The following is a 24,758-nucleotide window of genomic DNA, read 5'->3' as shown; positions in this document are numbered from 1 at the left end:
TTATGCAGGGGGTGTTTTTTTGTGCGCGGGATAATATTATAAGTAGATGAAATTGGGGCAGGTATTTAAATTCTAGATCCAAAAGTAAAATCAAAGTCATTTAAATACTATAAAACGAGTCTCTGCTGTTGCTCAAATATATCTGTTTACTTTTCTATGCTGAATTTCTGTGAAGACTTCTATATTGTAATATTAATTTAGAGAAGAAAGAAGCGTGGAGAAAATGATGGTAGCGCAATTTAAAATAAAAATTTTACTCAGTTTTTGTGCTTTGGCATTGACTGCTTGTCATGCCGATAACTCACCTTCTGGCAGTATTCAAGAGGCTTCCGCCTCATCTTCTAAATCTGAAGCTATAGCCTCAAATTTACAAAAATATAAGATCGCACAGGTGGCACAATTTAATGAGCCGTGGGCAATTGTATCACTCAAAGATGGCCGTTTACTGATTACCGAACGTAAAGGAAAATTACAACTTTTTGATCCACGTACCAAGCAGAAAGTCGAAGTTAAAGGTATTCCTCAAGTTGCCTATGGTGGCCAAGGAGGCTTGGGTGAAGTCGCTTTACATCCGGATTTTGCAAACAACCAGTGGGTCTATCTCAGCTATGCTGAACAAGGTCAGGGTGGCTATGGCGCAGTGGTGATCCGTAGCAAACTGGATTTAAACCAGACTGCCCCTCAATTGACTCAAATTGAACGGATCTGGACTCAAGTCCCTAAATTTTCAGGGCAGGGACATTATGCACACCGGATTGTATTTGGACCGGATGGTAAGCTCTGGATCGGTTCAGGGGAACGGCAGCAATTTACTCCAGCACAGGATATGCAGTCCAATGCCGGTAAAATTATTCGTTTAAATGATGACGGTTCAATTCCTGCTGATAATCCTTTTATGAATCAGGGTAAAATTGCCCAGCAGATCTGGAGTCTTGGACACCGCAATCCTTTAGGCATGGCTTTTGATCCACAGGGGCAGTTCTGGGTGATTGAAATGGGTCCCAAAGGTGGGGATGAGCTGAATAAGATCATCAAAGCTAAAAATTATGGCTATCCAGTGGTGTCAAATGGTGATCATTATGATGGCAAGCCAATTCCCGACCATGCTACCCGCCCGGAATTTGAAGCGCCAGCACTGGATTGGACGCCGGTCATTTCTCCTTCAGATCTGTTGTTTTATACAGGAAATGTATTTCCACAATGGAAAAATAAAGCGATCACGACTGGTTTGTCTTCCAAGGCGCTTGTGATTGTGGATACGACACAGAATCCGGTCAAAGAAGTCCAGCGTGTGGATATGAAGGAGCGGATTCGTGGCGCGATTCAGGCCAGTGATGGTACGCTTTGGATAATTCAGGATGGCCCACAAGCCAAGTTATTAAAAATGACCGCACCTTAATCCTTTGTTTGAAAAGCTGCATTTGAACATGAAATATCGAGCGAGGCAGAATGCTCATGATCTGCTGACGATCTGAATAAATTTTTTTTAAGATGATCCTGATATGAAAGAACAAGGCCTCGACATCCTGTGAAGGCCTTTTCATATTCTGGCAAAGGTATAATGTCTGTTATACCGATCAGCATCCTGCTTGGTGAATATTTTTATTTTTCTGATAAGACTGCCTGTCTTGGTATGACTCGAATATAGCCCGAAGTAGTGTAGCCCAATAGGGCATTTAACTGCATCGATTGTAGGTCAAAGCTGACAGGTGAATTTCAAAAATAGCAGTGAAAGAATGACTATTTAACCAAAGCAGCAGTCCATCGTTTTTATTAAATCAATCATTAAACCCAACCTGAATATTTTAGTTTGAGCAGGATCTAAGCTTTAAAACAAAAAAGCCTCAACATCCTGTTGAGGCTTTTCTGGATTTGCTTCTCAGATCTGACTCCTGTCTAATCTGTCAACGTCCTGTTGATTTGCGCTTGTTATTGTTGTCGTATCGCTTTGCAGACGTCCTGTCTGTCTATGTAGTGACTATAGTCCTAACTAAGCGTAGTACATAGCCGCTAAATGCAGCGGTCGCTGTAGGCGAAAACCTACGATGCTGTCGGCTAAAGTCTCAAGCACTGACATACTGAATTAATTTATCCACCACTACTTTTAGATTTTTAGTATCAAATTCATTGCCCTGGAACGAATAATCCTTATTTCTTGCGAAGATGTCACGGATTTCAATCACGGCATTGGTATCGATCAGTCCAAGTTGAGTCCCGACCTGACGAATCTGGTCTATTGAACGTGAACCGTTGGTGACACCATAACCAATATAGGCTGCCGGTTTGCCTTGCCATTCCTTGGCAAGGTAATCCAGCGCATTTTTTAGCGCAGGGCTGTAGCCATGATTATATTCAGGTGTGATAAAAATAAAGGCATCGCCGCGCGCAATTTTGTCTGCCCAGTCTTGCTGTTTGGGCTGATCATAGATCCCGGTCAGTGGCGGATGAGCACCGCTAAAGAGTGGAAGAGCCCATTCTTTTAAATCGACAATTTCAATTTCAAGCGTACTAAAACCATAGCTTTTAATTTCCTGTAGTACCCAGTGCGCCACTTTAAGCGCGGTACGCCCCTCACGTACACTGCCGACCACAATATAAATTTTCATACCTATTCCTTTCTGGGTTTCTTATCATCCAATTAAATTAATCAGATTTCAGAGAGGTGACTAGAGATGATTTGTATCCTGAGTATAAAAAAGCTCCCGAAGGAGCTTTTAAAAATCATGCGATTAGCAGATGTTTTACATCAACTTTAGGCCTTGCTGACCGGCAGGGGTTACTTTAAAGATTTCCACTTCAAAGGTGATGTTCTTGCCTGCCAGTGGATGGTTAAAGTCCACTTCGGTGATGTCATCATTGACTGAACGTACCACACCATACAAGGTCGCCTTGGCTTTGTCTTCAAACTCGATCATGTGACCCTCGATCGGACGTTCTCCAAACTTCACCGTATCGAACTTCTGGATGTTTTCCGGATTCCACGGACCAAAAGCATCTTCCGGAGGCAGACTTACAGTACGACGGTCACCGGCACGTAAACCAAACAGTGCTTTTTCAAAGCCTGGCAATAAATTACCATCGCCAATCGTGAGGCTGACCGGGGCTTCACGGCTACGGGTATTGTCAATTTCTACGCCATTTTCGATCGCGACAGAAAAATGCAGCTCGACTTTAGAGCCGTCTGCAACCCGGGTTTCTTCATTAGGATGAATAAAATCAGTCATGTTGTGCTTGCGCCCGTTGAATTCGATGTTTTTCTAAGAAAAAGGTATCAATTAGCATCAGAATAGTGCCAAGCGTGATGGCACTGTCTGCGATATTGAAAGCAGGGAAGTGGCTGTTCTGGTAATACACATGAATAAAATCGACCACATAGCCGAGACTGACCCGGTCGATTAAATTACCGATTGCACCACCCAAAATCAGGGCAATTGCTAGCGGTAAAACCTTCATGTTTTTTGGCATACGCATCAGCCAAAAAACAAAGATCACAGACACAATCCCTGCCAGTGAAGTAAAGAAATAACGTTGCCAACCACCCGCATCGGACAGAAAACTAAAGGCAGCGCCATAGTTATGCAATAGTGTCCAATTTAAAAAGGGCAGCACAGGGATAGGATCTGCATAGTTCAGATTCGTCACTGCAATCCATTTGGTCCATTGATCCAGAATGATCGCCACAATGGCCAGCCCAATCCACCATAAATTATGTGGATAGAACTGGAATAAGCCCTTTTTAGTCTGGGTATTAGGCATATTTTCTCTCTTCGCCTTGGCCTGTAGGAAGGTTAATAATACAACGGCCACAGAGTCCTGGATGTGAGCTATGTGTATTTACATCCGGAAGCACATGCCAGCAGCGTACACATTTCTCGCCATCTGCCGCAGAGACTTTCACGTTAAGCCCTTCAAGATCTGAGGCTTCACCTTGTGTAGCCTCAAACTCGTTCACGATCACTTGCGAGGTAATCAGAACGAAGCGTAATTCATCATCGAGACGGTCAAGTACGGTTTTCAGTTCTGCTGTTGCCCACAGTTCAACTTTCGCCGACAGGTTCGAGCCGACTGTTTTGGCACCACGTGCAGTTTCAATAAACTTGTTCACGGCCGACTTCACCGCAATCAGGGTTTGCCATTCTGCTTCTGAAATCACGTTGGCTGTAGACGCGACCGGAATGTCATACCATTCAGTGGTGAATACATATTTCTCTGATTGCTCAGGAATCAGTGGCCATGCTTCTTGTGCAGTAAAGCTCAGGATCGGTGCCATCCAGCGCACAAAGGCCTGTACCAGATGATACAATGCAGTTTGTGCAGAATGACGCGCTTTTGAGTCCGCTTTGGTGGTGTATTGACGGTCTTTGATGATGTCGAGGTAGAAACCACCGAGGTCGTTGATGCAGAAGTTAGTTAATGCGCTGGTCACGATATGGAAGTTCATATCTTCATAAGCTTGCTGAACGGTTTTCTGAACTTCCGCTGCACGTTGCAGGATGTATTGATCCAGTGCAATCAACTGATCGACTGGTAATGCATCTGTTGAAGGTTTGAAGCCATTCAAGTTGGCTAACAAGAAACGCAAGGTGTTCCGGATACGACGATAACCATCGGATGCACGGCTGAAGATTTCTTTACCCGCGGTCATTTCATAACGGTAATCCGCAGAGGCGATCCAGAAACGTAAGCCGTCTGCACCCATATCTTTAATGATGTCTTGCGGTGTGATTACATTACCGATTGATTTCGACATCTTGCGGCCTTTTTCATCGACCACGAAACCGTGAGTCAGCAAGCCTTTATACGGTGCGCGTTCATTGATGGCAATCGAGGTCAATAACGATGACTGGAACCAGCCACGGTGCTGGTCTGAACCTTCAAGATACAAATCAGCAGGATCAGTTAAGTCTTCACGTTCACGCAATACCGCATAGTGGGTGGTACCCGAGTCGAACCAAACGTCTAGCGTATCGCGTACAGCATTGTATTGCTCCGCGTCCGCACCGATGAATTCAGATGCATCACGATTGTACCAACCATCAATGCCTTCTTGTTCAATCAGTTTTGCTACGATTTCGATCAATTCAGGTGTACGTGGGTGCAATTCATTGGTGTCTTTATGTACGAAGAACGGAATTGGCACGCCCCAAGTACGTTGACGTGAAATACACCAGTCCGGACGACCTTCGATCATGGCCTGAATTCGGTTTTTACCCCAATCTGGAACGAATTGGATGTCATTTTCAATCGCATTCAACGCGCCCTGACGCAGGCCTTTGGCATCCATGCTGATAAACCATTGTGGTGTGGCACGGAAGATAATCGGGGTTTTATGACGCCAGCAATGTGGGTAGCTATGCTTGATTGGCTTATGTGCCCACAGCTTATTGGCTTCACCCAGCGCCGCAATAATTTGTGGATTGGCTTTATAAATGTGCTCACCCGCAAACAGTGGCGAAGTCGGTAAATATACCCCATTTCCGCCGACTGGATTGTCAACCTTCAAGTTGTACAATAAGCCCACTTTATAGTCGTCCACACCATGACCCGGAGCCGTATGTACTGCACCGGTACCACTGGTGGCAATCACGTGCTCGCCCAAAATGACCGGTACCTGACGATCGCTAATTAAAGGATGTTGCAGAACAAGGTGTTCAAGTTTGCTACCGCTAAAGCCTGCAATTACTTCGAATGAAGTAAAACCATAACGCTCAGTTGCAGATTCCACCAGATCTTTGGCCAGGATAAAGTTTTGTGCTGCTTTTTCGTCACCACGTGCTTTAACCAGTTGATACTCAATTTCGGCATGTACGGCAACGGCCTGGTTGGCAGGTAGTGTCCAAGGCGTGGTGGTCCAGATGACGATGTCTGTTGAATCACTAACAGTTACACCCAAACGTGCAGATAAATCCGCTAAATCAACCACCGTAAAACCGACATCAATGGCATCTGATTTTTTATCTTCATATTCAACTTCAGCTTCAGCGAGCGACGAACCACAGTCCAGACACCAGTTCACCGGTTTCAGACCCGGCTCGATATGACCGGCTTTGGCAATCGCACCCAATGAACGTACGATGTCCGCTTCCTGTTTGAAGTTCATGGTCAGGTAAGGGTTGTTCCAATCACCGAATACACCCATACGCACGAAGTCTTTCTTTTGCAGTTCAACTTGGGTGTAGGCATATTCACGGCAGGCTTTACGGAAGGTAGAGGCATCTACCTTGACGCCGACTTTACCGACTTTTTCTTCAACTTTGAGTTCGATGGGCAGACCGTGACAGTCCCAGCCCGGTACATAGGGTGCATCAAAACCATCCATCACGCGGCTTTTGATGATGATGTCTTTTAATACTTTATTGACCGCATGACCCAAATGGATTTGACCATTTGCATAGGGAGGGCCGTCATGAAGTACATATTTTTTCTTGCCAATACGCGACGCACGAATCTGCTGATAAATGTTGTCGGCATACCACTCTTCTAACCATTTCGCTTCACGTACTGCCAAATTTGCTTTCATTGCAAATTCAGTACCTGGGAGGTTTAGCGTGGCTTTATAGTCCACTGCATTTTCAGGAGTTTGCTTATCGCTCATGCAAGTCGTCTTCCAATCTAATCAGTTATGTTACTGACACGTTTTACAATAAAAATATGGGATATTAAAAGGGAAATGTAGGATGATTTCGACGAAACTCCAGCAGTTTCTCGACATCATCATCAATTCCGGCTTTTAGCGCTTCAAGCGAAGGATAGTCCTTTTCGCCATGTAAATAGTTTAAGAACGTCACCCGCATTAACAGGCCATACAGATTAGCAGAAACATCTGGAAAATGTACTTCTAATCGCCATTCTGGATGGGCTTGTTTGATGGCTGGGCGTGTTCCCACATGACCCGCACCAAACAGGGCAGTGGGGTCATAACCCGCAATGCCTGTTTTAGTAGCATGATCATGTTTTACTTTATCCCTGAGGGATTCAGTTTCACAGATGACTTCAACCCCATAAATGCCATTCAGACAGGGCTTATGCCGGTTTAGTCGTACATTAATGGTTGGGAAATCAATGGTTCGGCCAATCTGATCGCCGTATTGCACCCGTCCGGTAATGCTATAGGGTCGGCCGAGTAATCTGGCAGCAAGGGCTAAATCGCCTGCTTGTAAAGTTTGACGAATCCGGGTTGAACTGACCCGTTCACCCTCTAAAGCAATGGTGCTTAAATTGGTGACTTGGAAACCATAATTGCGCAGGAATTCGCTATTGCCCTGACGGTTTTTACCGAAGTGAAAGTCATCACCTAAAACCAGATGCTGTGCATTGAGTTTTTCTTTTAAAATATCGGCAAAGGCTTCTGCAGTCAGGCTGCGAAAAGTATGATCGAATTTCGCCACCGCAATATAGTCCACACCGAGTTCAGTCAGGTATTCGACTTTTTCACGTAAGGAAGAAATCCGCGGTGGGGCTTCATAACCCTTAAAGTATTCAAGCGGTTGCGGCTCAAAAATCATTACAACAGATTTTAAACCCTGTGCTTCAGCCACCTGTTGCAGCTGACGGATCATCGCCTGATGACCTAAATGCACGCCGTCAAAATTGCCGATCGTCAAGGCCGTTTTGGGTAGTTCAGAATGAGATGCTAAAGCATTTAGACGGAGCAGCTGCATGGGCAAATCAAGTGCTTTGAAATATCGAGAGGCTATATATTGCCATAATCTCGCCGTTTCGTCTTGTTGTTGTGTTTTTATGCAATATTTTTCTTGAAAATTCATTTTCCTGAATACCAAATCAGATTGTTTTTCGACGCTTCAAATGGATCCGATCAGCGCATTCCTGCTTTTCATTCAGCGAATTTTGCTTTCTAATGTCAGCGCTTTTCTTTGTATTTTTCTTTGTATCAGGTATTTCAAATGTCCAATCTGGCACTCATCATGGCGCTACCCAATGAATCAAAAGGCTTGTTTGAAGCTCAAGGCATAAATGTACATTACAGCGGAATTGGTAAAGTGAATGCAGCCTTTAAAGCCTTCGAGGTGATTCAAAAAACGGGCTGCACAACCTTGCTGAATTTGGGTACAGCTGGCAGCTCGCATTTTAATGCCCATGAACTGATTGAAGTCAGTCAGTTTGTACAGCGTGATATGGATGTTTCACCACTTGGTTTTGAAGTCGGTGTAACACCCATGGATCAGGATTATCCTGCCGCGATTGAACTGGAGGCTTTCTTTGAACATTTACCCAAAGGAATTTGCGGGACAGGCGACAGTTTTGAAACCGGTAGTGCGAAAGTGCCATGTCATCTGGTCGATATGGAAGGTTATGCCCTGGCAAAAGTGTGTAAGAAGCTCGGTGTTCGCCTGATTTCAGTCAAGTATATTACGGATGGGGCCAATGAGACTGCGCATCTGGACTGGGAGGAAAACCTGTTACTGGGTGCGAAAAAGTTATTAGATTTATATCGAATGGTAAAATAAGAGAGAAGGGTAAGTTTGCTCGGCGACCATAGCAGCTATGGTCGTATGCCAATCAGAAGCGCTTGCTTATTTATCCGTACGTGGAATCACGCCGTATAACATCATATTGACCGTATGCTGGATAATGCGTTGCTGCATACTGCGGTTACGCAAGGTTTTCCCTGTCACCATTTCCATCTGGGTCGAAAAATCTGCATAGTTCTGGGTAAGGGCCCAAATATTCAGAATCAGCAATTCAGGATCGATATCTGCTGAAATCTTGCCCTGTTCCTGCCAGTTAGAAATGACTTTGGCTTTACGCTTCACCAGTTTCTTTAGCGGGCCTTTTAAAATTTCCAGTATATGCGGTGCGCCTTGGATCACCTCTAAAGCAAACAAACGAGATGCTTTAGGCTGGGTACGCGATACTTCAATTTTTTGCATTAAATAGTTGGTAATCGCTTCTTCAGGCTCAAGTTCGGCCTCAAGGGTTTGTAAAGGTGCCAGCCATTTTTGTAGAACGGTGGTCAATACCTCTACATAGAGGGCTTCTTTATTTTCATAATAATAGAAAATATTCGACTTATGCATTTCTGCAATCTGTGCAATTTCATCTAGACTTGCCCCATTAAAACCGTACAGGGAAAATACATCTAGTGCAGCATTCAGCAGCTGGTTGCGTTTTTGAGTACTCTTTTTTTGTTCCATTAGCAAATATAAAAAACAATGAAAAAATGGGAATCCTCAATTGTACGGCAAATCATCAGATTTGTGCACACAGTCCATGGCTAATTTTTTGAATAATGATGATTTATTCTCTAGATCAATATTTAAAATGGCTTAAATGCATCAAGCCAGAGCAAAAAATGCAAGTTTATGAAAATACTTAAATTATTGAAATATTTTTATTTTGAAATAGAGTCAGAAAATGAATGCTTTTATGACCCAGATTAGCCTGCAGTTTTAAATTCAGCTCAGGACTTGGCTTGAAGATGAAACCCAAAACTCCCCTATTCTGGGCTTCATCAGATATTTAGGTGGCCAAAACTGCCTGTAAGACTTGCTGTTCCAGTTCTGCAAATTTCAGACTTTTTTGCCGTGGACGTGGCAAGCCAACCCGAAACTCTTTGGCAATATGACCCTTATCCAGCAGGATAATCCGGTCTGCCAGTTGCACTGCCTCACTGACATCATGAGTCACCAGAATCGCGGTAAAGCCTTGCTCGGTCCATAAGCGTTCGATCAGGTTTTGCATCTCCAGACGTGTCAGGGCATCCAGGGCGCCGAGTGGTTCATCCAGCAGCAGAATACGGGGCTGATGCGATAATGCACGTGCTAGGGCAGTCCGTTGACGTTGACCGCCAGACAACTGTGATGGCCACAGCCCGGCTTTTTCTTTTAAGCCCACTTTTTCCAGCATGTGTGAAGCTTTGGCATGTTGCTCTTTGCCGAGGCCTAATTGTACATTCTGTTCGATGCTACGCCATGGCAGCAGGCGCGGGTCTTGAAACATCACCCGAATATCATCTGCAGTAATTCCTTCACGGATATGCCGTGCGGATTTAAACTTGATTTCGCCATAACTCTGTTTTTCCAGATCAGCAATCAGGCGCAAAAGGGTACTTTTACCACAACCACTACGACCGACAATCGCTAGAAATTCGCCCGGTTGAATATGCAGATCCAGATCTTCCAGAACTTTGACTGAACCATAAAATTTGTGCAATTGTTCAATAATGATTTCGGCACCAAGGGCTGCATTCGGATTGATATCTTTCGCAGGTTGCTCGGGTGGTGCAATCGGGTCATTGACATGACGCCCTAAACTCAGATCAGTCATTACATGCTCCTCATTTCAATTTATTTTTGATAGCCGGCATGCCAGCGCAGCAGGAATCGTTCTAAGGCGACTGCCAGCACATCGGCCAGTTTACCGAGCAGGGCATAGAGTAAAATACCGACCAGGACGATATCCGTTTGCAGGAATTCGCGTGCATTCATGGTCATATAGCCAATACCGGACTGGGCAGAAATCGTTTCGGCAACAATCAAAAGCACCCAGACCAGCCCTAGAGAAAAGCGTAGCCCGACTAAAATGGAAGGCATTGCTCCCGGGAGAATAATCTCTTTATACAGCTGCCAACGCGTGAGGCCATAGCTTTTACCCATCTCGATCAATTGTGGATCGACTGAGCGAATTCCGTGATAGGTATTGATATAAATCGGGAAAAATACCCCGATCGCGACTAAAAACAGTTTGGCGGATTCATCAATGCCGAACCAGAGAATCACCAATGGAATCAGCGCGAGCGCCGGAATGTTGCGGATCATCTGCAAAGTGGTATCGAGCAGGGTAGAGGCGATTTTGGATGAACCATTTAACAGACCCAATAACAGACCTAAACCACCACCGACCAATAAGCCGCTGATGGCACGTCCTGCGCTGACTTGTACATGAGTCTGGAGTTCGCCGCTGAGCAATAAATTCCAGAAGGCCAAAATTACTGCAGTGGGTGCAGGCAAAATCCGGCTTTCCAGTAGACCTGTGCTGGAAGCAATTTGCCAAATGGCAATCAATACAACTGGAACCAGCCAGGGCAGCAAATGCCGCCCCAGAATTGTTCCACGTGAAACCTGCTTTTTTGAGAGGGTTTCAACGGAAACGACTTTCGACATTAAACAGACTCCTGAATTTTCTCAGCCTGCTTGTTCTCATCCGGTGTGTAGTTATTCGCTACGATTTCACCGAATGGACCCGTCAAGTTTGGTTGAGCCAATTTTTTCTGGGTTTCCAGTGGAAGGAATGGGAACACCAGTTCGGCAAAACGGATGGATTCTTCCAGATGCGGGTAACCAGAAAAAATGAAAGTATCAATTCCTAAGTCCGCATATTCCTGAATACGTGCTGCGACAGTTTCCGGGTCACCGACCAATGCAGTCCCTGCGCCACCACGCACCAGTCCTACACCGGCCCAGAGGTTTGGCGATACTTCCAGCTTGCTACGGTCGCCGTTGTGCAATTCAGCCATACGACGCTGACCGACCGAATCCATAGATTTGAACTTGGCTTGGGCCGCAGCGATGGTGGCATCATCGACATATTGAATCAGTTCTTCCGCTGCCGCCCAAGCCTGTTCATTGGTTTCACGCACAATCACATGCAGGCGGATACCGTAGCTCAGTTCACGACCTTTAGCGGCTGCCTTGGCACGCACATTTTCAATTTTTTCTTTGACGGCAGCAGGTGGTTCACCCCAGGTCAGGTAAGTGTCCACCTGATCGGTGGCCAGCTCAACCGCATCATCCGAAGAGCCACCGAACCAGAGCGGCGGATGTGGCTGTTGTACAGGTGGATAGAGGAGTTTGGCATCATCGACACTTAAGCGTTCGCCGTGGAAAGTGAAGCTTTCACCAGTATGGGAACGCTTCAGAATTTCACGCCAGATGGTGGTGTATTCAGTGGCCGTTTTATAGCGGGTTTTGTGATCTTCATAGACGCCATCACCTTTTAGCTCCTGCTCATCACCACCAGTAACTAGATTTAGCAGCACCCGGCCATTGGATAAACGGTCAAAGGTTGCAGCCATACGTGCTGCCAAAGCAGGCGTGGTTACCCCGGGACGCAGTGCCACCAGGAATTTTAGTTTTTTCGTTGCATCAATCAGGCTGGCAGCTGTTAACCAAGGATCTTCACATGAACGGCCTGTGGGAATCAGGACACCTTCATAACCTAAGTTATCGACCGCAACTGCAATCTGTTTCATGTAGGCATGATCGACCTGGCGCGCACCTTTGCTGGTACCTAGGTAACGGCTGTCGCCATGTGTCGGGATAAACCAGAAAATTTTCATGTGAAATTCCTTAAATTAAGTAATTGTGCTCGGTAATCAATGTGTAGCTGTTGGCGTCCAAATGTGTTGCTGGACACTTATTTTGTTGGGAATCAGTTGAACCTGCTGGAACAGATCAGCAATATGCTGTTGCGCTTCGACCACTTCTGCAGTTAATGGCAGTACAGGGGAGGGTTTAAGGCGACGTTCAAAGGCAATCTTTGCCACTTCTGGTTTGAGACCGGTACTTTTCTGATAAACATCTAAAGCTAAGGACTGATTTTTAATAATCCATTGATCTGATGCATTTAAAGCCTGAATAAACTTTTCCGGGCTGTCTGGATGCTTCTGAATAAATTCTGGATTGCCAATATAAAAGGCATAAGTCTGTGGAAAGACACTGGATTCAATCAGCACTTTTACGTTGCTGTCGACTTCAGCTGCACCCAGAAACGGATCCCAAATCGCCCAGGCATCAATAGCTTTTTTATCAAAAGCAGCACGAGCATCTGCAGGTGGTAACCAGACCGCTTGAATCTCTGACCAGCTTAATCCGGCTTTTTCTAAAGTTTTTGCCAGAAGTTCATGTGCACTTGAACCTTTCTGAACGGCAATGCGTTTACCTTTCAACTGCTGGATGGTCTGAATATCACTGTCATGGGGTAAGATCACAGCTGAGGAGTTGCCAGCCACTTTTTCAAATGCCACGTAGTTCAGGGATTTATCTGCCGCTTGAGCAAAGATGGGTGGGGTATTGCCGACATAACCATAATCGACCGCACCCACTGCTAGAGCTTCCAGCATTTGCGGACCGGCAGGAAATTCCTTCCATTCAATTTTGGTATTTGGAAACTGCTGTTCCATCAGTTTTTCATCACGCGCAACCAGCAGATTTAAAGCCGATTTTTGAAAACCAATGGCAATAGTTTGAATCTGTGGTGGTACTGCAGTTTCTGCAGCAGTGTTTTGCTGTGGCTCCTGTTTTTGGCAACCGATCAAAGCAAAGCCCAATAACGCTAAACTGATAGAGGAAACCGTTTTTAAATTACTCATCTTTATTCTCGAATTATTCTGGCGTTATTTAATAATCGCTGCATCAATATTCAGCTTCTGTGGAATCAGTTGCTGACCATAAAAAGCATCTGCCACCTGTTGTTGTTTTTGGATGACATCGTTAGATAAAGGTTTGACTCCAAAGCCCATACGGGAAATCGAAGTTTTCAGGACATCAAAAGCCAGACCTGTCGGTTTTTCCAGAAGTTTGGCTGCTTCATCCTGATTTTGTGCTACCCACTCTGTGGTCAAGTTAAGTTCATTCACCACCGCTTCCACGACCTGAGGATGGCTTTCTGCAAACTTGCGATCTGCCAGATAGAACTGGTGATTGCTGACGATGTTCTCACCTGTGGCAATCACACGCGCGCCAATTTGGTGTTCAGCAGCAGCAAAGAACGGATCCCAGATCACCCAGGCATCGACTGCACCGCGTTCAAAGGCAGCACGTGCATCAGAAGGCGGCAGGTAAATCACTTCAATATCGCTGAGTTTCAGATTGTTGGCTTCAAGAATTTTCAACAGTAAGTAATGCACGTTTGAGCCTTTGTTCAGGGCAATACGCTTACCTTTCAGCTGCTGAATGGATTGAATCGGCGAGTCTTTCGGTACAATTAAGGCTTCCGCTTTCGGTGCTTGTGGCTGGTTCGCGACATAGACCAGATTGGAGTTTGCAGCCTGGGCAAAAATTGGGGGTGCTTCACCTGCTTCACCAAAAGATACGCTGCCAACATTCAGGCCTTCCAGTAACTGTGGCCCGGCCGGAAATTCTACCCATTTCACATTCACGCCTTGTTGTTTTAATGAAGTTTCTAGCGTGCCGCGTTCTTTCAGAATCGGTAATACGCCGTATTTTTGGAAACCAATATTCAGGGTGAGCGTTTCTTGTTGTTTTGAACAGCCAGAAAGCATCATGACGCCAGCAATTGCAGTACTCAGTACTGCAGTCTTTGCTAAAAATTGGACAGTAGATTGGCGCATGAATCAAAACTCCCGACAGAATAGATAGATAATGAAAAACTTAGGCATACGCTAATCGTTTTTGTTTTTCTAAAAAAATAACTATTCAGGAATTTCTAATGAAGAAAAAAGATAAATAAAAAAGTGCAAAACTTATGCAAAAAAGTGATGTGCAGAATAGTGAAACTTTATTATTAAAATTACTTAAACTAATGAAATATAAAATAAATATTTTAAATAAGATATAGTGATATGCTTAGCTGCAAAGCAGCAATGTATTTCTTGAATTTAATTCGGTATTTAAAGATATATTTATCTAAAATTAAGCTAAAACATCCAAAAAAAAGCCACTTTAAAGTGACTTTTTACATACGATTGAGTTACGCTGATAATTATAAAAGGCCTGACGGGCATCAGGTAAGTCATCCACCGAAGCCGGTTCAAAGCCCTGTTCCAGAAACCAGTGTGCGGTACGCGTGGTCAAGATAAACAGCTGCTGAATCTGCATGCTTTTGGCTTTTTCTTCCAGATAATGCAGGATCTGGCTACCCCGATTGGACTGGCGATAACTTGGATGTACTGCGACACAGGCAATTTCTGCGGAACGTAATTCATTGCCCGTGGTGGGGATCGGATAAAGCGCGGCACAGGCCAGAATCATACCGTCCCGTTCAATCACGGCAAACTGGTTAATTTCATTTTCCAGACGTTCACGGGAGCGATAGACCAGAATCCCTTCTTCCTCTAGCGGTCGCAGCAAACCGATCAGGCCACCGACATCCTGAATATCTGCCATTCGCACTTCTTCATAATGCGCGTCAGTGACCAAGGTGCCAGAACCATCACGGGTAAACAGCTCTTCAAGTAGCGCACCATCATAGGCATAGGAAATCAGGTGCACCCGATGTACGCCGTTCATGGAGGCCTCTTGTGCTGCCTTAAGTTGCAAGCCTCTTTCAAGCCCATCTTGTTCTGCCGGAATATAGTCATCCAGCTGTTGCGGGGTGACTTCGCGTTTGAGCTGACCGTTACTGTCCATCAGACCATGCTGCTTGCCCAGGAAAATCAGTTTATCTGCCTTGAGGCGAATCGCAGTTTTGGTCGCGACTTCTTCAGCCAGCAGATTAAAGACTTCTCCGGTAGTGGAATAACCGGTCGGACCAAGCACCACAATATTATGACTGTCCAGATGGCGCTGAATGGCGTCAGTATCGACCGCACGGACTTCGCCGGTGAGCTGAAAATCAACCCCATCACGAATGCCATAAGGTTTTGCAGTGATAAAATTCCCTGAAACGGTATCAATCCTGGCACCATACATCGGCGAGTTGGCCAGTCCCATAGACAGCAGTGCTTCAATTTGCAGGCGGATTGAGCCGACGGCATTCATCACACAGCTTAAAGATTCACGTGTGGTCACCCGGCGCTGCTGGTAAAAAGGCGTCGTAATCTGGCTTTGAGCCAGATTCTGGTTAATTTGCGGACGTGCACCATGTACCAGAATCAGCCGAATGCCCAAAGAATGCAATAAGGCGATATCGTGAATAATATGCTGAAAGTTGTCATTTAATACGGCTTCACCATCAAACATGATGACAAAGGTTTTGTTGCGGTGCGCATTGATATAAGGCGCAGAATGGCGAAACCAGTGCACATATTGCAAGGTTGTGCTTTGTGAGGTTTCTGCTGAAGTCATGCTGTGCCTATTTCAATGATTGGAGATCCAGCTTTGATTCTAATGAAAAAAAACGCAAGTGGAAGTGCAGATATAAAAAAACACCTGAAGGGGACTTCAGGTGTCTGCGAGACGAGCAGTAATGGAGAAAGCTTAGTTCATGATGCGTACAATTTTATTGGTACGATCATTGACCAGAACGTAGTCATTGTTGACTTTGTACCATTGCTGGAAACGGCCGGTATTTGGTAAACGGCGTGCTTCGCGATCACTCACTTCAAAACGGTTGTTGTCATATTGACGTGGTAAAGTTTGTCCTACGCGCCAGTCACGGCTTGGATTGACTATACGGTTGTTATGACGGCGGTCATCATTCCATTTCTTGCTATCTTTGGCATTCCAGTGTGGTGCCGGTTTATGCGGATTATGGTCATAACGCGAGTCATGCTGTGGTGCTGCCATTGCAGAAGTAGCGAACAAAGCACTTAGGGATAACGCAATTGTAGTTAGGACTTTTTTCATGGCTCTCACCTAAAATGTAGATCTGATTTCGATGAGATTAAATTAGCGAATAAGTACATAGAAAGCGTGAGGGCTATTTAGTTAAATTGTTAAATTCATGAAGAAATTTAGAAGATAAATCACTTGAACCAAAAGTGTGAAAATCAGCAGGAGTTTTAGTTCAAAAATTTTCAATTGCTGAAAATAAAAAAAGACCCAAACATGGTTGAGTCGATACGAGGATCGGAGCTTGAACAGGATAGTGAATTAATCCCCCACAATCCGGATAATGCTGTTATTTTCAGAATTGACCAGAATGTAGTCATTGTTAATTTTATACCACTGCTGTTTGCGATCTGGTCGAGGCAGGTTATGCTCTTTATATTCGACTTTATAGCCATTGCCACGATAATGCTGCGGCATGACATAGCCAGGCTGCCATCTGAGCTGTTGCAGGCGTTTGACCCCGCGTTCTTCACGCATACGGCGTTTATCATGTTGCCCTTGATCATTTTCACGGAATTCACGGCCTTTCTTGCCATGCCCATGACGGCTATCCATTTGTAATTCAGCATTGAAATGAGGGGAGGCTATTGCAACATGACTCAGCATGAATGTACTGCAGGAGATCGCTAATGCCACCAAAACCTTTTTCATGTTGAACCCTCATTAAATTGTTCATGTTCTACTGTGTCTAATATACGGAAAGATTACAGAGAAACTGTGAAGAACAGGCACCAGTTTTATAACAAATGCAGAGATATTATGATTATGTCATGATTTTACATGAGCTTAGGCTGCGCATTTGTCCGATGACCCGACAGGCTGAGCCTGGTTCTTATCACATCAAAGTGAGGGCAAACATGCAAGCTAAAATCGATGATTTAGCTCAAAAAAACAGCATTGAAGTCACACCGAAACGATTTATGATCGGCTTAAAACACAGAAAATTCTAAAAACTTTCTGGATATTAATTCCATTGCTCGGTCAAACCTTGCAAGGACTGAATCGCTGCAGCCACCGATTCAGCTTGAACTGCATCATCGAGTGCTACAATTAGAGCCTCGGATAACTGCAAATGTTCGATGCGGCGAATGGTGTCAATTTTACGTTTTTGGTCAGCCATGCTGTGTTCTGATTTAAGCTATACGGGATCAGAAAAGCATAGCTCAGAACAATTTATTTGAAAAACCGAATAATTTTATAAATTTGATATAAAAAATCGATTGATTGTCAGGCTGATAAAACACAGGCTAAAAAAAGGCACTTTTAGGAAGTGCCCTCGTAGATATAAATTGCGTGGCTTTTAATACGCGTAATTCAGATCGGTATAATCGTTAAGTGATTTTTGTACATGTGCCTGAATAAAGCTACGGACATCTTCGGCAGTCATGGCTTTCCCCTGATTGCTGATCACATGCTCAATTTCGGGTTGACCTTCAATTTTAATGCGATAAACAAAATGCTTGGCCAGACGATAGCGATCGTCTAATTTTTCAATTCCGGTCACATAATAATACGCATGTTCAAAATTCAGATCACTATGTGAAAAAACAAACTGATCGAATAATTTCAGTTTCTGACCATTTTCGAGTGCCTTGATGTCATCCACAATACTGGCTTCAAACTTGGTGTCATATTTTTCTGAAATCGGCTGCTGATCGATCAGCAGTGACACCATGCCATCGTCTAAGTTGGTCACCGTAATATTGTTTAATTCAGTCATGATGCACTCGAGTGAAATTTGTTGGGGCTTAGTATGCGGTAATTTGAGGGGAACTCAAGGCTGGCTGTATCAGGCTGCGGAAGATTTATTCACTGTGCGAAGCTCAAACGGAAATGAAAAGGCAGCGATTACTGCACTGCTGTCTCATCATCTTTTCTTCAAATATTTAAATGGCTTGTGTCGGCGAAATCCTACTTTTGACAGCCCCAAAGTAGGCAAAAGTCTTTTGTTCGCCATACCCAACATCCTTGTCGTGATGGCTAAGGTGTGACATTCCTGTCACACTCGCGTATCCAAAATCAACTCAATGCAATTGTGGGACAGCAACAGCAGGCACTTGCTGATATTAAACCAAGATGATTTTAATCCTGTGCATCAATACTCTGACCATTCATATGCAGGCTGTCATTACCCATCAAATATAGATAAGCCGGCATAATCGAATCTGGTGTTGGCAGGGTCTTGGGATCTTCATTGGGATAGGCCCTGGCACGCATGGCAGTCCGTGTTGCCCCGGGATTGATGCAGTTATAGCGGATATTCGGATGTACCTGTTCCTTGGCAAATAACTGGTTTACGGCTTCAATCGCGATTTTAGATACCGAATATGCACCCCAGCGTTCCCGGGCTTCGCGGCCTACACCCGAGCTGGCAAATACCACCGAAGCATGTTCAGATTTGGATAAGAGCGGTAATAGCGCCTGGGTCATGACAAAAGGCGCCCGCAGATTGACTGCCATGACATCATCCCAGACCTCAGGCGAATAATGCGCCAGTTCTGTACGCTCACCAAGGATGCCGGCATTGTGCAAGATCCCATCCAGACGGCCAAACTGACGGTCCAGGGTGTCGAGCAGAAGCTCATAATCCTGTTCCGAAGCACTGGAGAGCTGTAGCGGCAAGATGGCAGGTTGCGGTGCACCTAAACTTTCAATTTCATCATAGATGACTTCCAGTTTATTCAGGGTACGTCCATGCAGCACCACGGTTGCACCATGCAAGGCATAACTGATTGCTGCCGCACGTCCAATGCCATCGCCCGCACCTGTGATCAGGATAATACGATCCTTGAGCAGATCGGGGCGAGGTTGATATGCTGAATATTTCATTATCTACCTCCTCATTTCTTATTGTTCAGTTTTAAGCTTTTAAGATACCGCAGTCGGCTGTTTGAGTAGCAAGGTCTGAATCAGCTGATGTAATTCTGCAACAGTATCCACTATATAGTCGGCTTGCCAGGCTGTTAAGTCATCTTTGTATTGCAGTGGTAAATAACCATAAGCTGCCAGAACGGTTGGCATCTTGGCATGACGCCCCGCATCAATATCGCGCGGATGATCGCCGATATAAATACAGTCTTCAGCCGCAAGATTCAGTTGCTTGGCAGCCAGATACATCGGTTCAGGATCAGGCTTGGTTCGGGTGACATCTTCCGGACAGACCAGCACGGCACAGCGTTCACTTAAATTCAGTGCTTTCAGTAAAGCCTCACTGAGCCAGCGTGGTTTATTGGTGACGATACCCCAGGGAATATCCTGTGCTTCCAGTTGTTCCAGTAAAGGATACATGCCGTCAAACAGATCAGTATCGACTGCAATATCTGCGCCGTACCTGTCCAGAAAGCGCTGACGATGTTGCAGAAATACCGGATCTTCCAGCTGCATTTCCGGATAGACCAGTTTCACCATGGCGCGTGCGCCTTCGGAGACCTGAGTCCGGATCAGTTCGGGTTCGACCAGCGCGCGGCCTTCTTCACGGCACATCTGCTGGATAATCCGGATAAAATCGGCCGCGGTATCAATCAGGGTGCCATCGAGGTCAAATAAAACGGCTTTCATGCGCTGGTCTCGTTCTGGCTTTCTTTGATTGTATAGACCATATAGTTGACATCGACATTCGGTGCCAACCAGTAGCGTTTAGTCAAGGGATTATAATGCAGACCGGTCATGTCTTTGAGTTTTAAGCCGGCATTGCGAATATCGTGCGCCAGCTCGGACGGTTTGATAAATTTGCTGTAATCATGGGTGCCTTTGGCCAGCATACGCAGCACATATTCTGCACCAATAATGGCAAATAAATACGATTTCGGATTACGGTTAATGGTCGAGAAGAACACATGGCCACCTGGCTTGACCAGCTTGTGACAGGCCTGAATAATCGAGGCCGGATCGGGTACGTGTTCCAGCATTTCCATACAGGTCACGATGTCGTATTGGCCAGCCTGTTCATCGGCCAGTTGTTCAACCGGGATCTGACGATATTCGATATTGGTCACGCCTTCCTGTTCGGCATGAATCCGCGCCACATTCAGCGGCGCAGCACCCATATCAATCCCCAGTACATCGGCACCGCGACGCGCCATGCTTTCGGCCAGAATGCCACCGCCACAACCAACATCGAGGATTTTCTTGCCGCTCAGGCCACCCGCATGTTCATCAATCCAGTTTAAACGTAGTGGATTAATCATGTGCAAGGGGCGGAACTCGGAATGCTGATCCCACCATATAGCTGCAAATGCTTCAAACTTGGCAATTTCTTGTGGATCAACATTCAATTGCGACATCGTGGTCACCTCAATCAGTTGTGATTAGCTAAAAATATAGAGGCCAAATGGCCAGAGAAACTGATTTAACCTTGAAAATCAGTCCGATGCTTTAGTGTAGCGTTTCTGGCAGAAAAAGCGATAAAAGCAGCAAAAAAGTTCACAGAATGAAAACGAAATCGGCATAATTGATTTATAGTGAACCCATACACTAAACATAATGATTTAGAGGACGATAATCCCAATGAAAAAATTCCTTTTAGGCGCTGTTGCCGCATCTGTTTTGGCCTTTTCTGGCAGTGCGATGGCCAATTTTGTGGCAGGTCAGGACTATCAGGTGGTCGCAAAACCAGTCAAAGTCGAAAAACCGGGCAAAATTGAAGTACGTGAATTCTTCTGGTATGGCTGTGGTCACTGTTTCATGCTGGAACCACATATGCAGGGCTGGTTGAAAAAATTACCTAAAGATGTTCGTTTTGTACGTACACCTGCTGCGATGAATCCACTCTGGGAACAGGCGGCACGTGCTTATTATGTGTCTGAAGCTTTGGGTGTGCGCCAAAAAGCCCATTTGCAGTTATTCCATGATATTCATGACAAGCAGCGTCCAATTTTAGAACAGGCACAACTGGCCAAGTTCTATACCCGTTATGGTATTTCTGAAGCAAAATTTAACACGACTTATAAATCATTCCCGATTTCGTCAAAAATTGCCCAGGCCAAAAATCTGGCTGCTCAATATCAGTTAAGCGGCGTACCGGCGGTGACTGTCAATGGTAAATATATTGTGCAGGGCAATGATGCCAAAGTAATTCAGGTGGTGAATTACCTGATTGAAAAAGAGCGTAAAGCCAAATAAGAAATAACCGAGTATCCGTAAAAAACCTGCATCAATAATGCAGGTTTTTTTATTCAGATGGGGGGAGTACTTGTTTCTGTATTGATTGACGGATCTGCTGTTTTTGTCGGAATTCGATGCCAGTGCAAAATCCCTCGCAATAAAAGCTGCATCTGTAGCACGCTTTGGGTTTTAAAGACATTGGATAGGGTGCGGCGTAGCTCTGGATCAGCCTGATGTTGCAGATGAATCCAGCCCATGGCCCAGTTCAGCGACAGATCAATCAGCATCTGTGCCAGTGCCTGCAAATCTTGCGAAGACTGGATATGCTGGGCGGCTTGCATTTTTTCCAGTTCATGCATGACATCTTCAGTCAAAAAACGAATTTCCCGTTCTATTCCGGCACGTAACACTGCCGAGCCACCCCAGCGTTCTGCAACAAAAAAAATCCAGGGTTCAGGGTGATATTCGACTGCCTGAAAAAATAGCTCAATTCCGGTTTTAGTCCGGGTGTTGGGCTGATACAGATAGGCCTGTCCCAGTTGATTCAGCACTCCCTTGAGATGAATCGCGACCTGATCCAGCAGCTCTAGTCCCAACTGCTCCATATCCTGAAAATGCCGATAAAATGCCGTGGGCACCAGTCCAACGGCATGCGCGACTTCACGCAGACTGATGGTGCTAAAAGCGCGACCCTGACTGCTCAAGGCCAGTGTGGCATCCAGTAGCGCCTGATGGCTTTGCTGCTTGCGATCTTCACGTAAGGACATAAATGGGTTTCCTCAAGGGGAGATTTAGTCTAGCAAAAATTAAGGCAAATCCTAGTGTCATAGATCGGCAGAATTTCGATATTTAACCGCACTCTGATGCATCGATTTTGTAAATCAATCATCCGGCTGACCAATCTTGGCAAAGGCTTCTGTTATACTGAGCCGCAATTATTTTTAGCCTATACAGGACTTATCATGCGTATCGACCAACGAGCATTAGATCAATTACGTGAAGTGAAAATTACCCGTAACTATACACGTTATGCGGAAGGCTCGGTATTGGTTGAGTTTGGTCATACCAAAGTACTGTGCACTGCCAGTGTAGAGAGTTCTGTTCCACGTTTCCTGAAAGGTCAGGGCCAGGGCTGGGTGACGGCTGAATATGGCATGTTGCCACGTTCAACCCATACCCGTAGTGACCGTGAAGCAGCACGTGGCAAACAGAGTGGCCGTACCCAGGAAATCCAGCGTCTGATCGGTCGTAGCCTGCGCTCAATGGTTGACCTGAAAAAGCTGGGTGAAAATACCATTACCATTGACTGTGATGTGATTCAGGCTGATGGCGGTACCCGTACTGCAGCGATTACCGGTGCTGCGGTGGCGCTGGTCGATGCCATGAATGTTTTGCTGGAAAGAAAGAAAATTAAACATGATCCATTAAAAGGTCTGGTGGCTGCGGTTTCTGTTGGTATTTTCAAAGATGAAGTATTACTGGATCTTTGCTATGAAGAAGATTCGAACTGTCAAACCGATTTGAACGTGGTGATGACACAGGCCGGTGAATTTATTGAAATTCAGGGCACTGCGGAAGACAAACCATTTACCCGTGCCCAATCGGATGCCATGCTGGAAATGGCCGAGAAAGGCATTCAGGAGCTGGTGAAAAAGCAGCAACAAGCTTTAGGTTGGTAATTCATTGCTGCCAAATATAAAACGCATCTCAGGATGCGTTTTTTTATGCCGGAAATTTCAGAATACAGCTCCATAGAAAATGCAGCACAAAACTTCCTGACAAAATTCCGACATGAATCGGCTATATCTGCACCGGTTTTGCATCGATATTGGATCAGGCGAGATCACCATGAGGAATGCGAGATGAAACAGTGGATTTGTGCAATGTTTTTGCTGGGAATGTTTGGACTAAGCGCCTGTGACTGGGGCAATCAGCGGGAGGATGACGAGCGTTCGGTGTTAAATCAGGATCGTGATGAGGATAATGGGAGATATAACGACCGTGATGGTGACGATGATGACCGCGATCGTCGAGGTAATCGGGACGACGATGATGATTAAGGTCTAAAATAGAAAATTGAGCAAAATATATGCAAAAAAATTTCTAAAAATCAAAAAAGGGTGCTTCGCACCCTCAATGGTCATCTATCGAATTTAGGCTTCAGCATTAAATCGCATCGATAAATCCACAGCTTTGACATCTTTGGTCAAGACACCCATCGAAATATAATCGACACCGCTACTGGCAACTTCACGTAAATTTTCGATCGTGATATTGCCAGATGCTTCCAGTTTGCAGCGGCCGGCCACATGCTGTACTGCCTCAATCATTTGCTGCTGGCTGAAATTATCCAGCATCACGATATCCGCATTGGCCTCTAAGGCCTGATTCAGTTCATCCCAGGTTTCGACTTCCACTTCGACCGGTTTGCCCGGCGCAATCTGGTGTGCCTTGGCAATCGCCTGAACAATTCCGCCAGCGGCCATAATATGATTTTCTTTAATCAAGAAGGCATCAAACAGGCCCAGACGATGGTTCTGACCACCGCCAATGGCTACGGCATATTTTTGTGCGATACGAAGGCCTGGAAGCGTTTTACGAGTATCTAACAATTTGGTGTTTAAACCTTGCAGCTCTTTGACATAGTGGGCGGTTTTAGTCGCAACCGCAGACAGCGTCTGGACAAAGTTTAGCGCAGGGCGTTCCACAGTGAGTAAGCTGCGCGCAGATCCAGCCAGTTTTAAAAAGGCTTGATTGGCTTGAACATGATCCCCATCATTTTTCAGCCAGATCACTTCAATACTTGGATCATAGGCCTGAATCAAAGTATTTACCCAAGGCTGCCCGGCCAAGACCATGTCTTCACGGCTAATGATCGTGGCAGTGGCCTGTTCATCTTCAGGGGTCAGCAGGGCAGTAATATCACCGTCACCAATATCTTCTGAAAGTGCCTGTTGGATATTGATCTGAATCGACTGGTCTAGCAACGCTTGAGATATGCGCATGAGTATTTCCGTATCTTTTAAGCCGTGAAAATTGCGCCTTATCTTAGCACTGTTACATAAAAAATGAGCGATTTTTCCTACAGTCTGCCGGGATGAATTGAGATTTGTGCCTGAAAGTTTTAGCATGAAGCCGGCTGCAACCCTGATCGTGCAGATTTTATTTTTGGAGAGAATGGTT

The 24,758-nt window shown here is 45.2% G+C and carries 26 protein-coding genes; 5 read left to right on the top strand and 21 right to left on the bottom strand.

The annotated features are described in order from the left end of the window. The first annotated feature begins 226 nt into the window (after positions 1 to 226). The gene (locus tag KT990_RS08035) at positions 227 to 1,399 is read left to right on the top strand and encodes a PQQ-dependent sugar dehydrogenase (RefSeq protein WP_180076182.1); all 1,173 of its coding nucleotides are present in this window, start codon (positions 227 to 229) and stop codon (positions 1,397 to 1,399) included. Between the two features lie 664 nt (positions 1,400 to 2,063). Here the strand turns inward: KT990_RS08035 and KT990_RS08030 are convergent. The 5 genes from KT990_RS08030 to ribF all read right to left on the bottom strand — a co-directional run bounded on the left by KT990_RS08030 (position 2,064) and on the right by ribF (position 7,661). Then, positions 2,064 to 2,606, bottom strand: a complete 543-nt coding sequence (locus KT990_RS08030; RefSeq protein WP_100354971.1) for an NADPH-dependent FMN reductase — start codon at positions 2,604 to 2,606, stop codon at positions 2,064 to 2,066. A gap of 135 nt (positions 2,607 to 2,741) precedes the next feature. After that, positions 2,742 to 3,224, bottom strand: a complete 483-nt coding sequence (locus KT990_RS08025; protein ID WP_100354970.1) for an FKBP-type peptidyl-prolyl cis-trans isomerase — start codon at positions 3,222 to 3,224, stop codon at positions 2,742 to 2,744. Beyond that, complete coding sequence (gene lspA / locus KT990_RS08020) at positions 3,217 to 3,756, bottom strand: signal peptidase II (protein ID WP_074383807.1); 540 nt, start codon at positions 3,754 to 3,756, stop codon at positions 3,217 to 3,219. The genes KT990_RS08025 and lspA overlap by 8 nt, the downstream gene beginning before the upstream one ends. Next, positions 3,749 to 6,595 carry an isoleucine--tRNA ligase gene (ileS, locus tag KT990_RS08015; protein WP_100534571.1) on the bottom strand — a complete coding sequence of 949 codons (2,847 nt, stop codon included), beginning with the start codon at positions 6,593 to 6,595 and terminating at the stop codon, positions 3,749 to 3,751. The genes lspA and ileS overlap by 8 nt, the downstream gene beginning before the upstream one ends. Positions 6,596 to 6,659: 64 nt before the next feature. Then, a complete protein-coding gene (ribF, locus tag KT990_RS08010) occupies positions 6,660 to 7,661 on the bottom strand; it encodes a bifunctional riboflavin kinase/FAD synthetase (protein ID WP_100329558.1) in 1,002 nt (333 codons plus the stop codon). 243 nt (positions 7,662 to 7,904) lie between these two features. On the opposite strand from ribF, the gene KT990_RS08005 reads away from it, so the two are divergent. Further along, positions 7,905 to 8,468, top strand: coding sequence for a 5'-nucleosidase (locus KT990_RS08005; protein WP_100357021.1), 564 nt, complete (start codon positions 7,905 to 7,907; stop codon positions 8,466 to 8,468). Between the two features lie 66 nt (positions 8,469 to 8,534). Here the strand turns inward: KT990_RS08005 and KT990_RS08000 are convergent, their stop codons facing one another. The 14 genes from KT990_RS08000 to ubiG all read right to left on the bottom strand — a co-directional run bounded on the left by KT990_RS08000 (position 8,535) and on the right by ubiG (position 20,755). Beyond that, positions 8,535 to 9,155: a TetR family transcriptional regulator C-terminal domain-containing protein gene (locus tag KT990_RS08000; protein ID WP_005173402.1), complete on the bottom strand. Its 621-nt coding sequence runs from the start codon at positions 9,153 to 9,155 to the stop codon at positions 8,535 to 8,537. A 325-nt stretch (positions 9,156 to 9,480) separates the two neighbouring features. Beyond that, entirely contained in the window at positions 9,481 to 10,287 is an 807-nt protein-coding gene (locus KT990_RS07995) for an ABC transporter ATP-binding protein (RefSeq protein WP_100329557.1), read from the bottom strand. A 20-nt stretch (positions 10,288 to 10,307) separates the two neighbouring features. After that, on the bottom strand, positions 10,308 to 11,123 hold the full coding sequence (gene ssuC, locus KT990_RS07990) for an aliphatic sulfonate ABC transporter permease SsuC (protein WP_005173397.1): 816 nt from the start codon (positions 11,121 to 11,123) through the stop codon (positions 10,308 to 10,310). Beyond that, positions 11,123 to 12,298, bottom strand: coding sequence for an FMNH2-dependent alkanesulfonate monooxygenase (gene ssuD, locus KT990_RS07985; protein WP_180077915.1), 1,176 nt, complete (start codon positions 12,296 to 12,298; stop codon positions 11,123 to 11,125). The genes ssuC and ssuD overlap by 1 nt, the downstream gene beginning before the upstream one ends. A 36-nt stretch (positions 12,299 to 12,334) precedes the next feature. Continuing rightward, positions 12,335 to 13,330 carry an aliphatic sulfonate ABC transporter substrate-binding protein gene (locus tag KT990_RS07980; protein ID WP_218208596.1) on the bottom strand — a complete coding sequence of 332 codons (996 nt, stop codon included), beginning with the start codon at positions 13,328 to 13,330 and terminating at the stop codon, positions 12,335 to 12,337. Between the two features lie 24 nt (positions 13,331 to 13,354). Continuing rightward, positions 13,355 to 14,311, bottom strand: a complete 957-nt coding sequence (locus tag KT990_RS07975) for a sulfonate ABC transporter substrate-binding protein (RefSeq protein WP_218208595.1) — start codon at positions 14,309 to 14,311, stop codon at positions 13,355 to 13,357. A 331-nt stretch (positions 14,312 to 14,642) separates the two neighbouring features. Beyond that, the gene (gene argA, locus KT990_RS07970) at positions 14,643 to 15,986 is read right to left on the bottom strand and encodes an amino-acid N-acetyltransferase (protein WP_218208594.1); all 1,344 of its coding nucleotides are present in this window, start codon (positions 15,984 to 15,986) and stop codon (positions 14,643 to 14,645) included. A gap of 132 nt (positions 15,987 to 16,118) precedes the next feature. Further along, entirely contained in the window at positions 16,119 to 16,487 is a 369-nt protein-coding gene (locus tag KT990_RS07965; protein WP_218208593.1) for an RcnB family protein, read from the bottom strand. 246 nt (positions 16,488 to 16,733) lie between these two features. Beyond that, positions 16,734 to 17,123: an RcnB family protein gene (locus tag KT990_RS07960; protein ID WP_218208592.1), complete on the bottom strand. Its 390-nt coding sequence runs from the start codon at positions 17,121 to 17,123 to the stop codon at positions 16,734 to 16,736. Between the two features lie 313 nt (positions 17,124 to 17,436). Further along, positions 17,437 to 17,592 (bottom strand): hypothetical protein, encoded by a 156-nt coding sequence (locus KT990_RS07955; protein WP_005173373.1) that lies wholly within the window; start codon positions 17,590 to 17,592, stop codon positions 17,437 to 17,439. A 180-nt stretch (positions 17,593 to 17,772) separates the two neighbouring features. Continuing rightward, on the bottom strand, positions 17,773 to 18,192 hold the full coding sequence (locus KT990_RS07950) for a hypothetical protein (RefSeq protein ID WP_218208591.1): 420 nt from the start codon (positions 18,190 to 18,192) through the stop codon (positions 17,773 to 17,775). A gap of 362 nt (positions 18,193 to 18,554) precedes the next feature. Next, complete coding sequence (locus KT990_RS07945; protein WP_100329549.1) at positions 18,555 to 19,301, bottom strand: YciK family oxidoreductase; 747 nt, start codon at positions 19,299 to 19,301, stop codon at positions 18,555 to 18,557. Positions 19,302 to 19,340: 39 nt separating this feature from the next. Next, positions 19,341 to 20,030 carry an HAD family hydrolase gene (locus tag KT990_RS07940; RefSeq protein ID WP_159516510.1) on the bottom strand — a complete coding sequence of 230 codons (690 nt, stop codon included), beginning with the start codon at positions 20,028 to 20,030 and terminating at the stop codon, positions 19,341 to 19,343. After that, a complete protein-coding gene (gene ubiG, locus KT990_RS07935) occupies positions 20,027 to 20,755 on the bottom strand; it encodes a bifunctional 2-polyprenyl-6-hydroxyphenol methylase/3-demethylubiquinol 3-O-methyltransferase UbiG (protein ID WP_218208590.1) in 729 nt (242 codons plus the stop codon). Before ubiG ends, KT990_RS07940 begins: the two co-directional genes overlap by 4 nt. Before the next feature lie 223 nt (positions 20,756 to 20,978). Between ubiG and KT990_RS07930 the strand changes: the two genes are divergently transcribed. After that, entirely contained in the window at positions 20,979 to 21,593 is a 615-nt protein-coding gene (locus KT990_RS07930; RefSeq protein ID WP_218208589.1) for a thiol:disulfide interchange protein DsbA/DsbL, read from the top strand. A gap of 53 nt (positions 21,594 to 21,646) precedes the next feature. Here the strand turns inward: KT990_RS07930 and KT990_RS07925 are convergent, their stop codons facing one another. Beyond that, the gene (locus KT990_RS07925) at positions 21,647 to 22,342 is read right to left on the bottom strand and encodes a TetR family transcriptional regulator (RefSeq protein WP_005173365.1); all 696 of its coding nucleotides are present in this window, start codon (positions 22,340 to 22,342) and stop codon (positions 21,647 to 21,649) included. A 195-nt stretch (positions 22,343 to 22,537) separates the two neighbouring features. On the opposite strand from KT990_RS07925, the gene rph reads away from it, so the two are divergent. Continuing rightward, on the top strand, positions 22,538 to 23,254 hold the full coding sequence (rph, locus tag KT990_RS07920) for a ribonuclease PH (protein ID WP_005173362.1): 717 nt from the start codon (positions 22,538 to 22,540) through the stop codon (positions 23,252 to 23,254). Positions 23,255 to 23,299: 45 nt separating this feature from the next. Beyond that, positions 23,300 to 23,635 carry a hypothetical protein gene (locus tag KT990_RS07915; RefSeq protein WP_157797499.1) on the top strand — a complete coding sequence of 112 codons (336 nt, stop codon included), beginning with the start codon at positions 23,300 to 23,302 and terminating at the stop codon, positions 23,633 to 23,635. A 93-nt stretch (positions 23,636 to 23,728) separates the two neighbouring features. Here KT990_RS07915 and nadC read toward each other — a convergent pair whose 3' ends face one another. Continuing rightward, positions 23,729 to 24,580, bottom strand: coding sequence for a carboxylating nicotinate-nucleotide diphosphorylase (nadC, locus tag KT990_RS07910; protein ID WP_218208588.1), 852 nt, complete (start codon positions 24,578 to 24,580; stop codon positions 23,729 to 23,731). Positions 24,581 to 24,758 lie beyond the last annotated feature (178 nt).

Source organism: Acinetobacter sp. F9 (assembly GCF_019195275.1).
In the GTDB taxonomy this organism is placed as follows: Bacteria; Pseudomonadota; Gammaproteobacteria; order Pseudomonadales; family Moraxellaceae; genus Acinetobacter; species Acinetobacter pseudolwoffii.
The sequence above is the reverse complement of the archived record's forward strand: the minus strand, read 5'-3'. Positions and strand labels throughout refer to the sequence as shown.

Excerpts from the sequence above, each read along its gene's own strand:
- ribF (WP_100329558.1), bottom strand. The coding sequence starts at position 7,661 with ATGCAGCTGCTCCGTCTAAATGCTTTAGCATCTCATTCTGAACTACCC.
- KT990_RS08005 (WP_100357021.1), top strand. The coding sequence starts at position 7,905 with ATGTCCAATCTGGCACTCATCATGGCGCTACCCAATGAATCAAAAGGC.
- KT990_RS07915 (WP_157797499.1), top strand. The coding sequence starts at position 23,300 with ATGCCGGAAATTTCAGAATACAGCTCCATAGAAAATGCAGCACAAAAC.
- ssuD (WP_180077915.1), bottom strand. The coding sequence starts at position 12,298 with ATGAAAATTTTCTGGTTTATCCCGACACATGGCGACAGCCGTTACCTA.
- KT990_RS07965 (WP_218208593.1), bottom strand. The coding sequence starts at position 16,487 with ATGAAAAAAGTCCTAACTACAATTGCGTTATCCCTAAGTGCTTTGTTC.
- KT990_RS07975 (WP_218208595.1), bottom strand. The coding sequence starts at position 14,311 with ATGCGCCAATCTACTGTCCAATTTTTAGCAAAGACTGCAGTACTGAGT.
- argA (WP_218208594.1), bottom strand. The coding sequence starts at position 15,986 with ATGACTTCAGCAGAAACCTCACAAAGCACAACCTTGCAATATGTGCAC.
- KT990_RS08030 (WP_100354971.1), bottom strand. The coding sequence starts at position 2,606 with ATGAAAATTTATATTGTGGTCGGCAGTGTACGTGAGGGGCGTACCGCG.
- ubiG (WP_218208590.1), bottom strand. The coding sequence starts at position 20,755 with ATGTCGCAATTGAATGTTGATCCACAAGAAATTGCCAAGTTTGAAGCA.
- KT990_RS07995 (WP_100329557.1), bottom strand. The coding sequence starts at position 10,287 with ATGACTGATCTGAGTTTAGGGCGTCATGTCAATGACCCGATTGCACCA.
- KT990_RS07940 (WP_159516510.1), bottom strand. The coding sequence starts at position 20,030 with ATGAAAGCCGTTTTATTTGACCTCGATGGCACCCTGATTGATACCGCG.
- KT990_RS07930 (WP_218208589.1), top strand. The coding sequence starts at position 20,979 with ATGAAAAAATTCCTTTTAGGCGCTGTTGCCGCATCTGTTTTGGCCTTT.
- KT990_RS07980 (WP_218208596.1), bottom strand. The coding sequence starts at position 13,330 with ATGAGTAATTTAAAAACGGTTTCCTCTATCAGTTTAGCGTTATTGGGC.
- KT990_RS08025 (WP_100354970.1), bottom strand. The coding sequence starts at position 3,224 with ATGACTGATTTTATTCATCCTAATGAAGAAACCCGGGTTGCAGACGGC.
- ileS (WP_100534571.1), bottom strand. The coding sequence starts at position 6,595 with ATGAGCGATAAGCAAACTCCTGAAAATGCAGTGGACTATAAAGCCACG.
- nadC (WP_218208588.1), bottom strand. The coding sequence starts at position 24,580 with ATGCGCATATCTCAAGCGTTGCTAGACCAGTCGATTCAGATCAATATC.
- KT990_RS07955 (WP_005173373.1), bottom strand. The coding sequence starts at position 17,592 with ATGGCTGACCAAAAACGTAAAATTGACACCATTCGCCGCATCGAACAT.
- ssuC (WP_005173397.1), bottom strand. The coding sequence starts at position 11,123 with ATGTCGAAAGTCGTTTCCGTTGAAACCCTCTCAAAAAAGCAGGTTTCA.
- KT990_RS07960 (WP_218208592.1), bottom strand. The coding sequence starts at position 17,123 with ATGAAAAAGGTTTTGGTGGCATTAGCGATCTCCTGCAGTACATTCATG.
- KT990_RS07925 (WP_005173365.1), bottom strand. The coding sequence starts at position 22,342 with ATGTCCTTACGTGAAGATCGCAAGCAGCAAAGCCATCAGGCGCTACTG.
- KT990_RS07950 (WP_218208591.1), bottom strand. The coding sequence starts at position 18,192 with ATGACTGAATTAAACAATATTACGGTGACCAACTTAGACGATGGCATG.
- KT990_RS08035 (WP_180076182.1), top strand. The coding sequence starts at position 227 with ATGGTAGCGCAATTTAAAATAAAAATTTTACTCAGTTTTTGTGCTTTG.
- KT990_RS07945 (WP_100329549.1), bottom strand. The coding sequence starts at position 19,301 with ATGAAATATTCAGCATATCAACCTCGCCCCGATCTGCTCAAGGATCGT.
- KT990_RS08000 (WP_005173402.1), bottom strand. The coding sequence starts at position 9,155 with ATGGAACAAAAAAAGAGTACTCAAAAACGCAACCAGCTGCTGAATGCT.
- rph (WP_005173362.1), top strand. The coding sequence starts at position 22,538 with ATGCGTATCGACCAACGAGCATTAGATCAATTACGTGAAGTGAAAATT.
- lspA (WP_074383807.1), bottom strand. The coding sequence starts at position 3,756 with ATGCCTAATACCCAGACTAAAAAGGGCTTATTCCAGTTCTATCCACAT.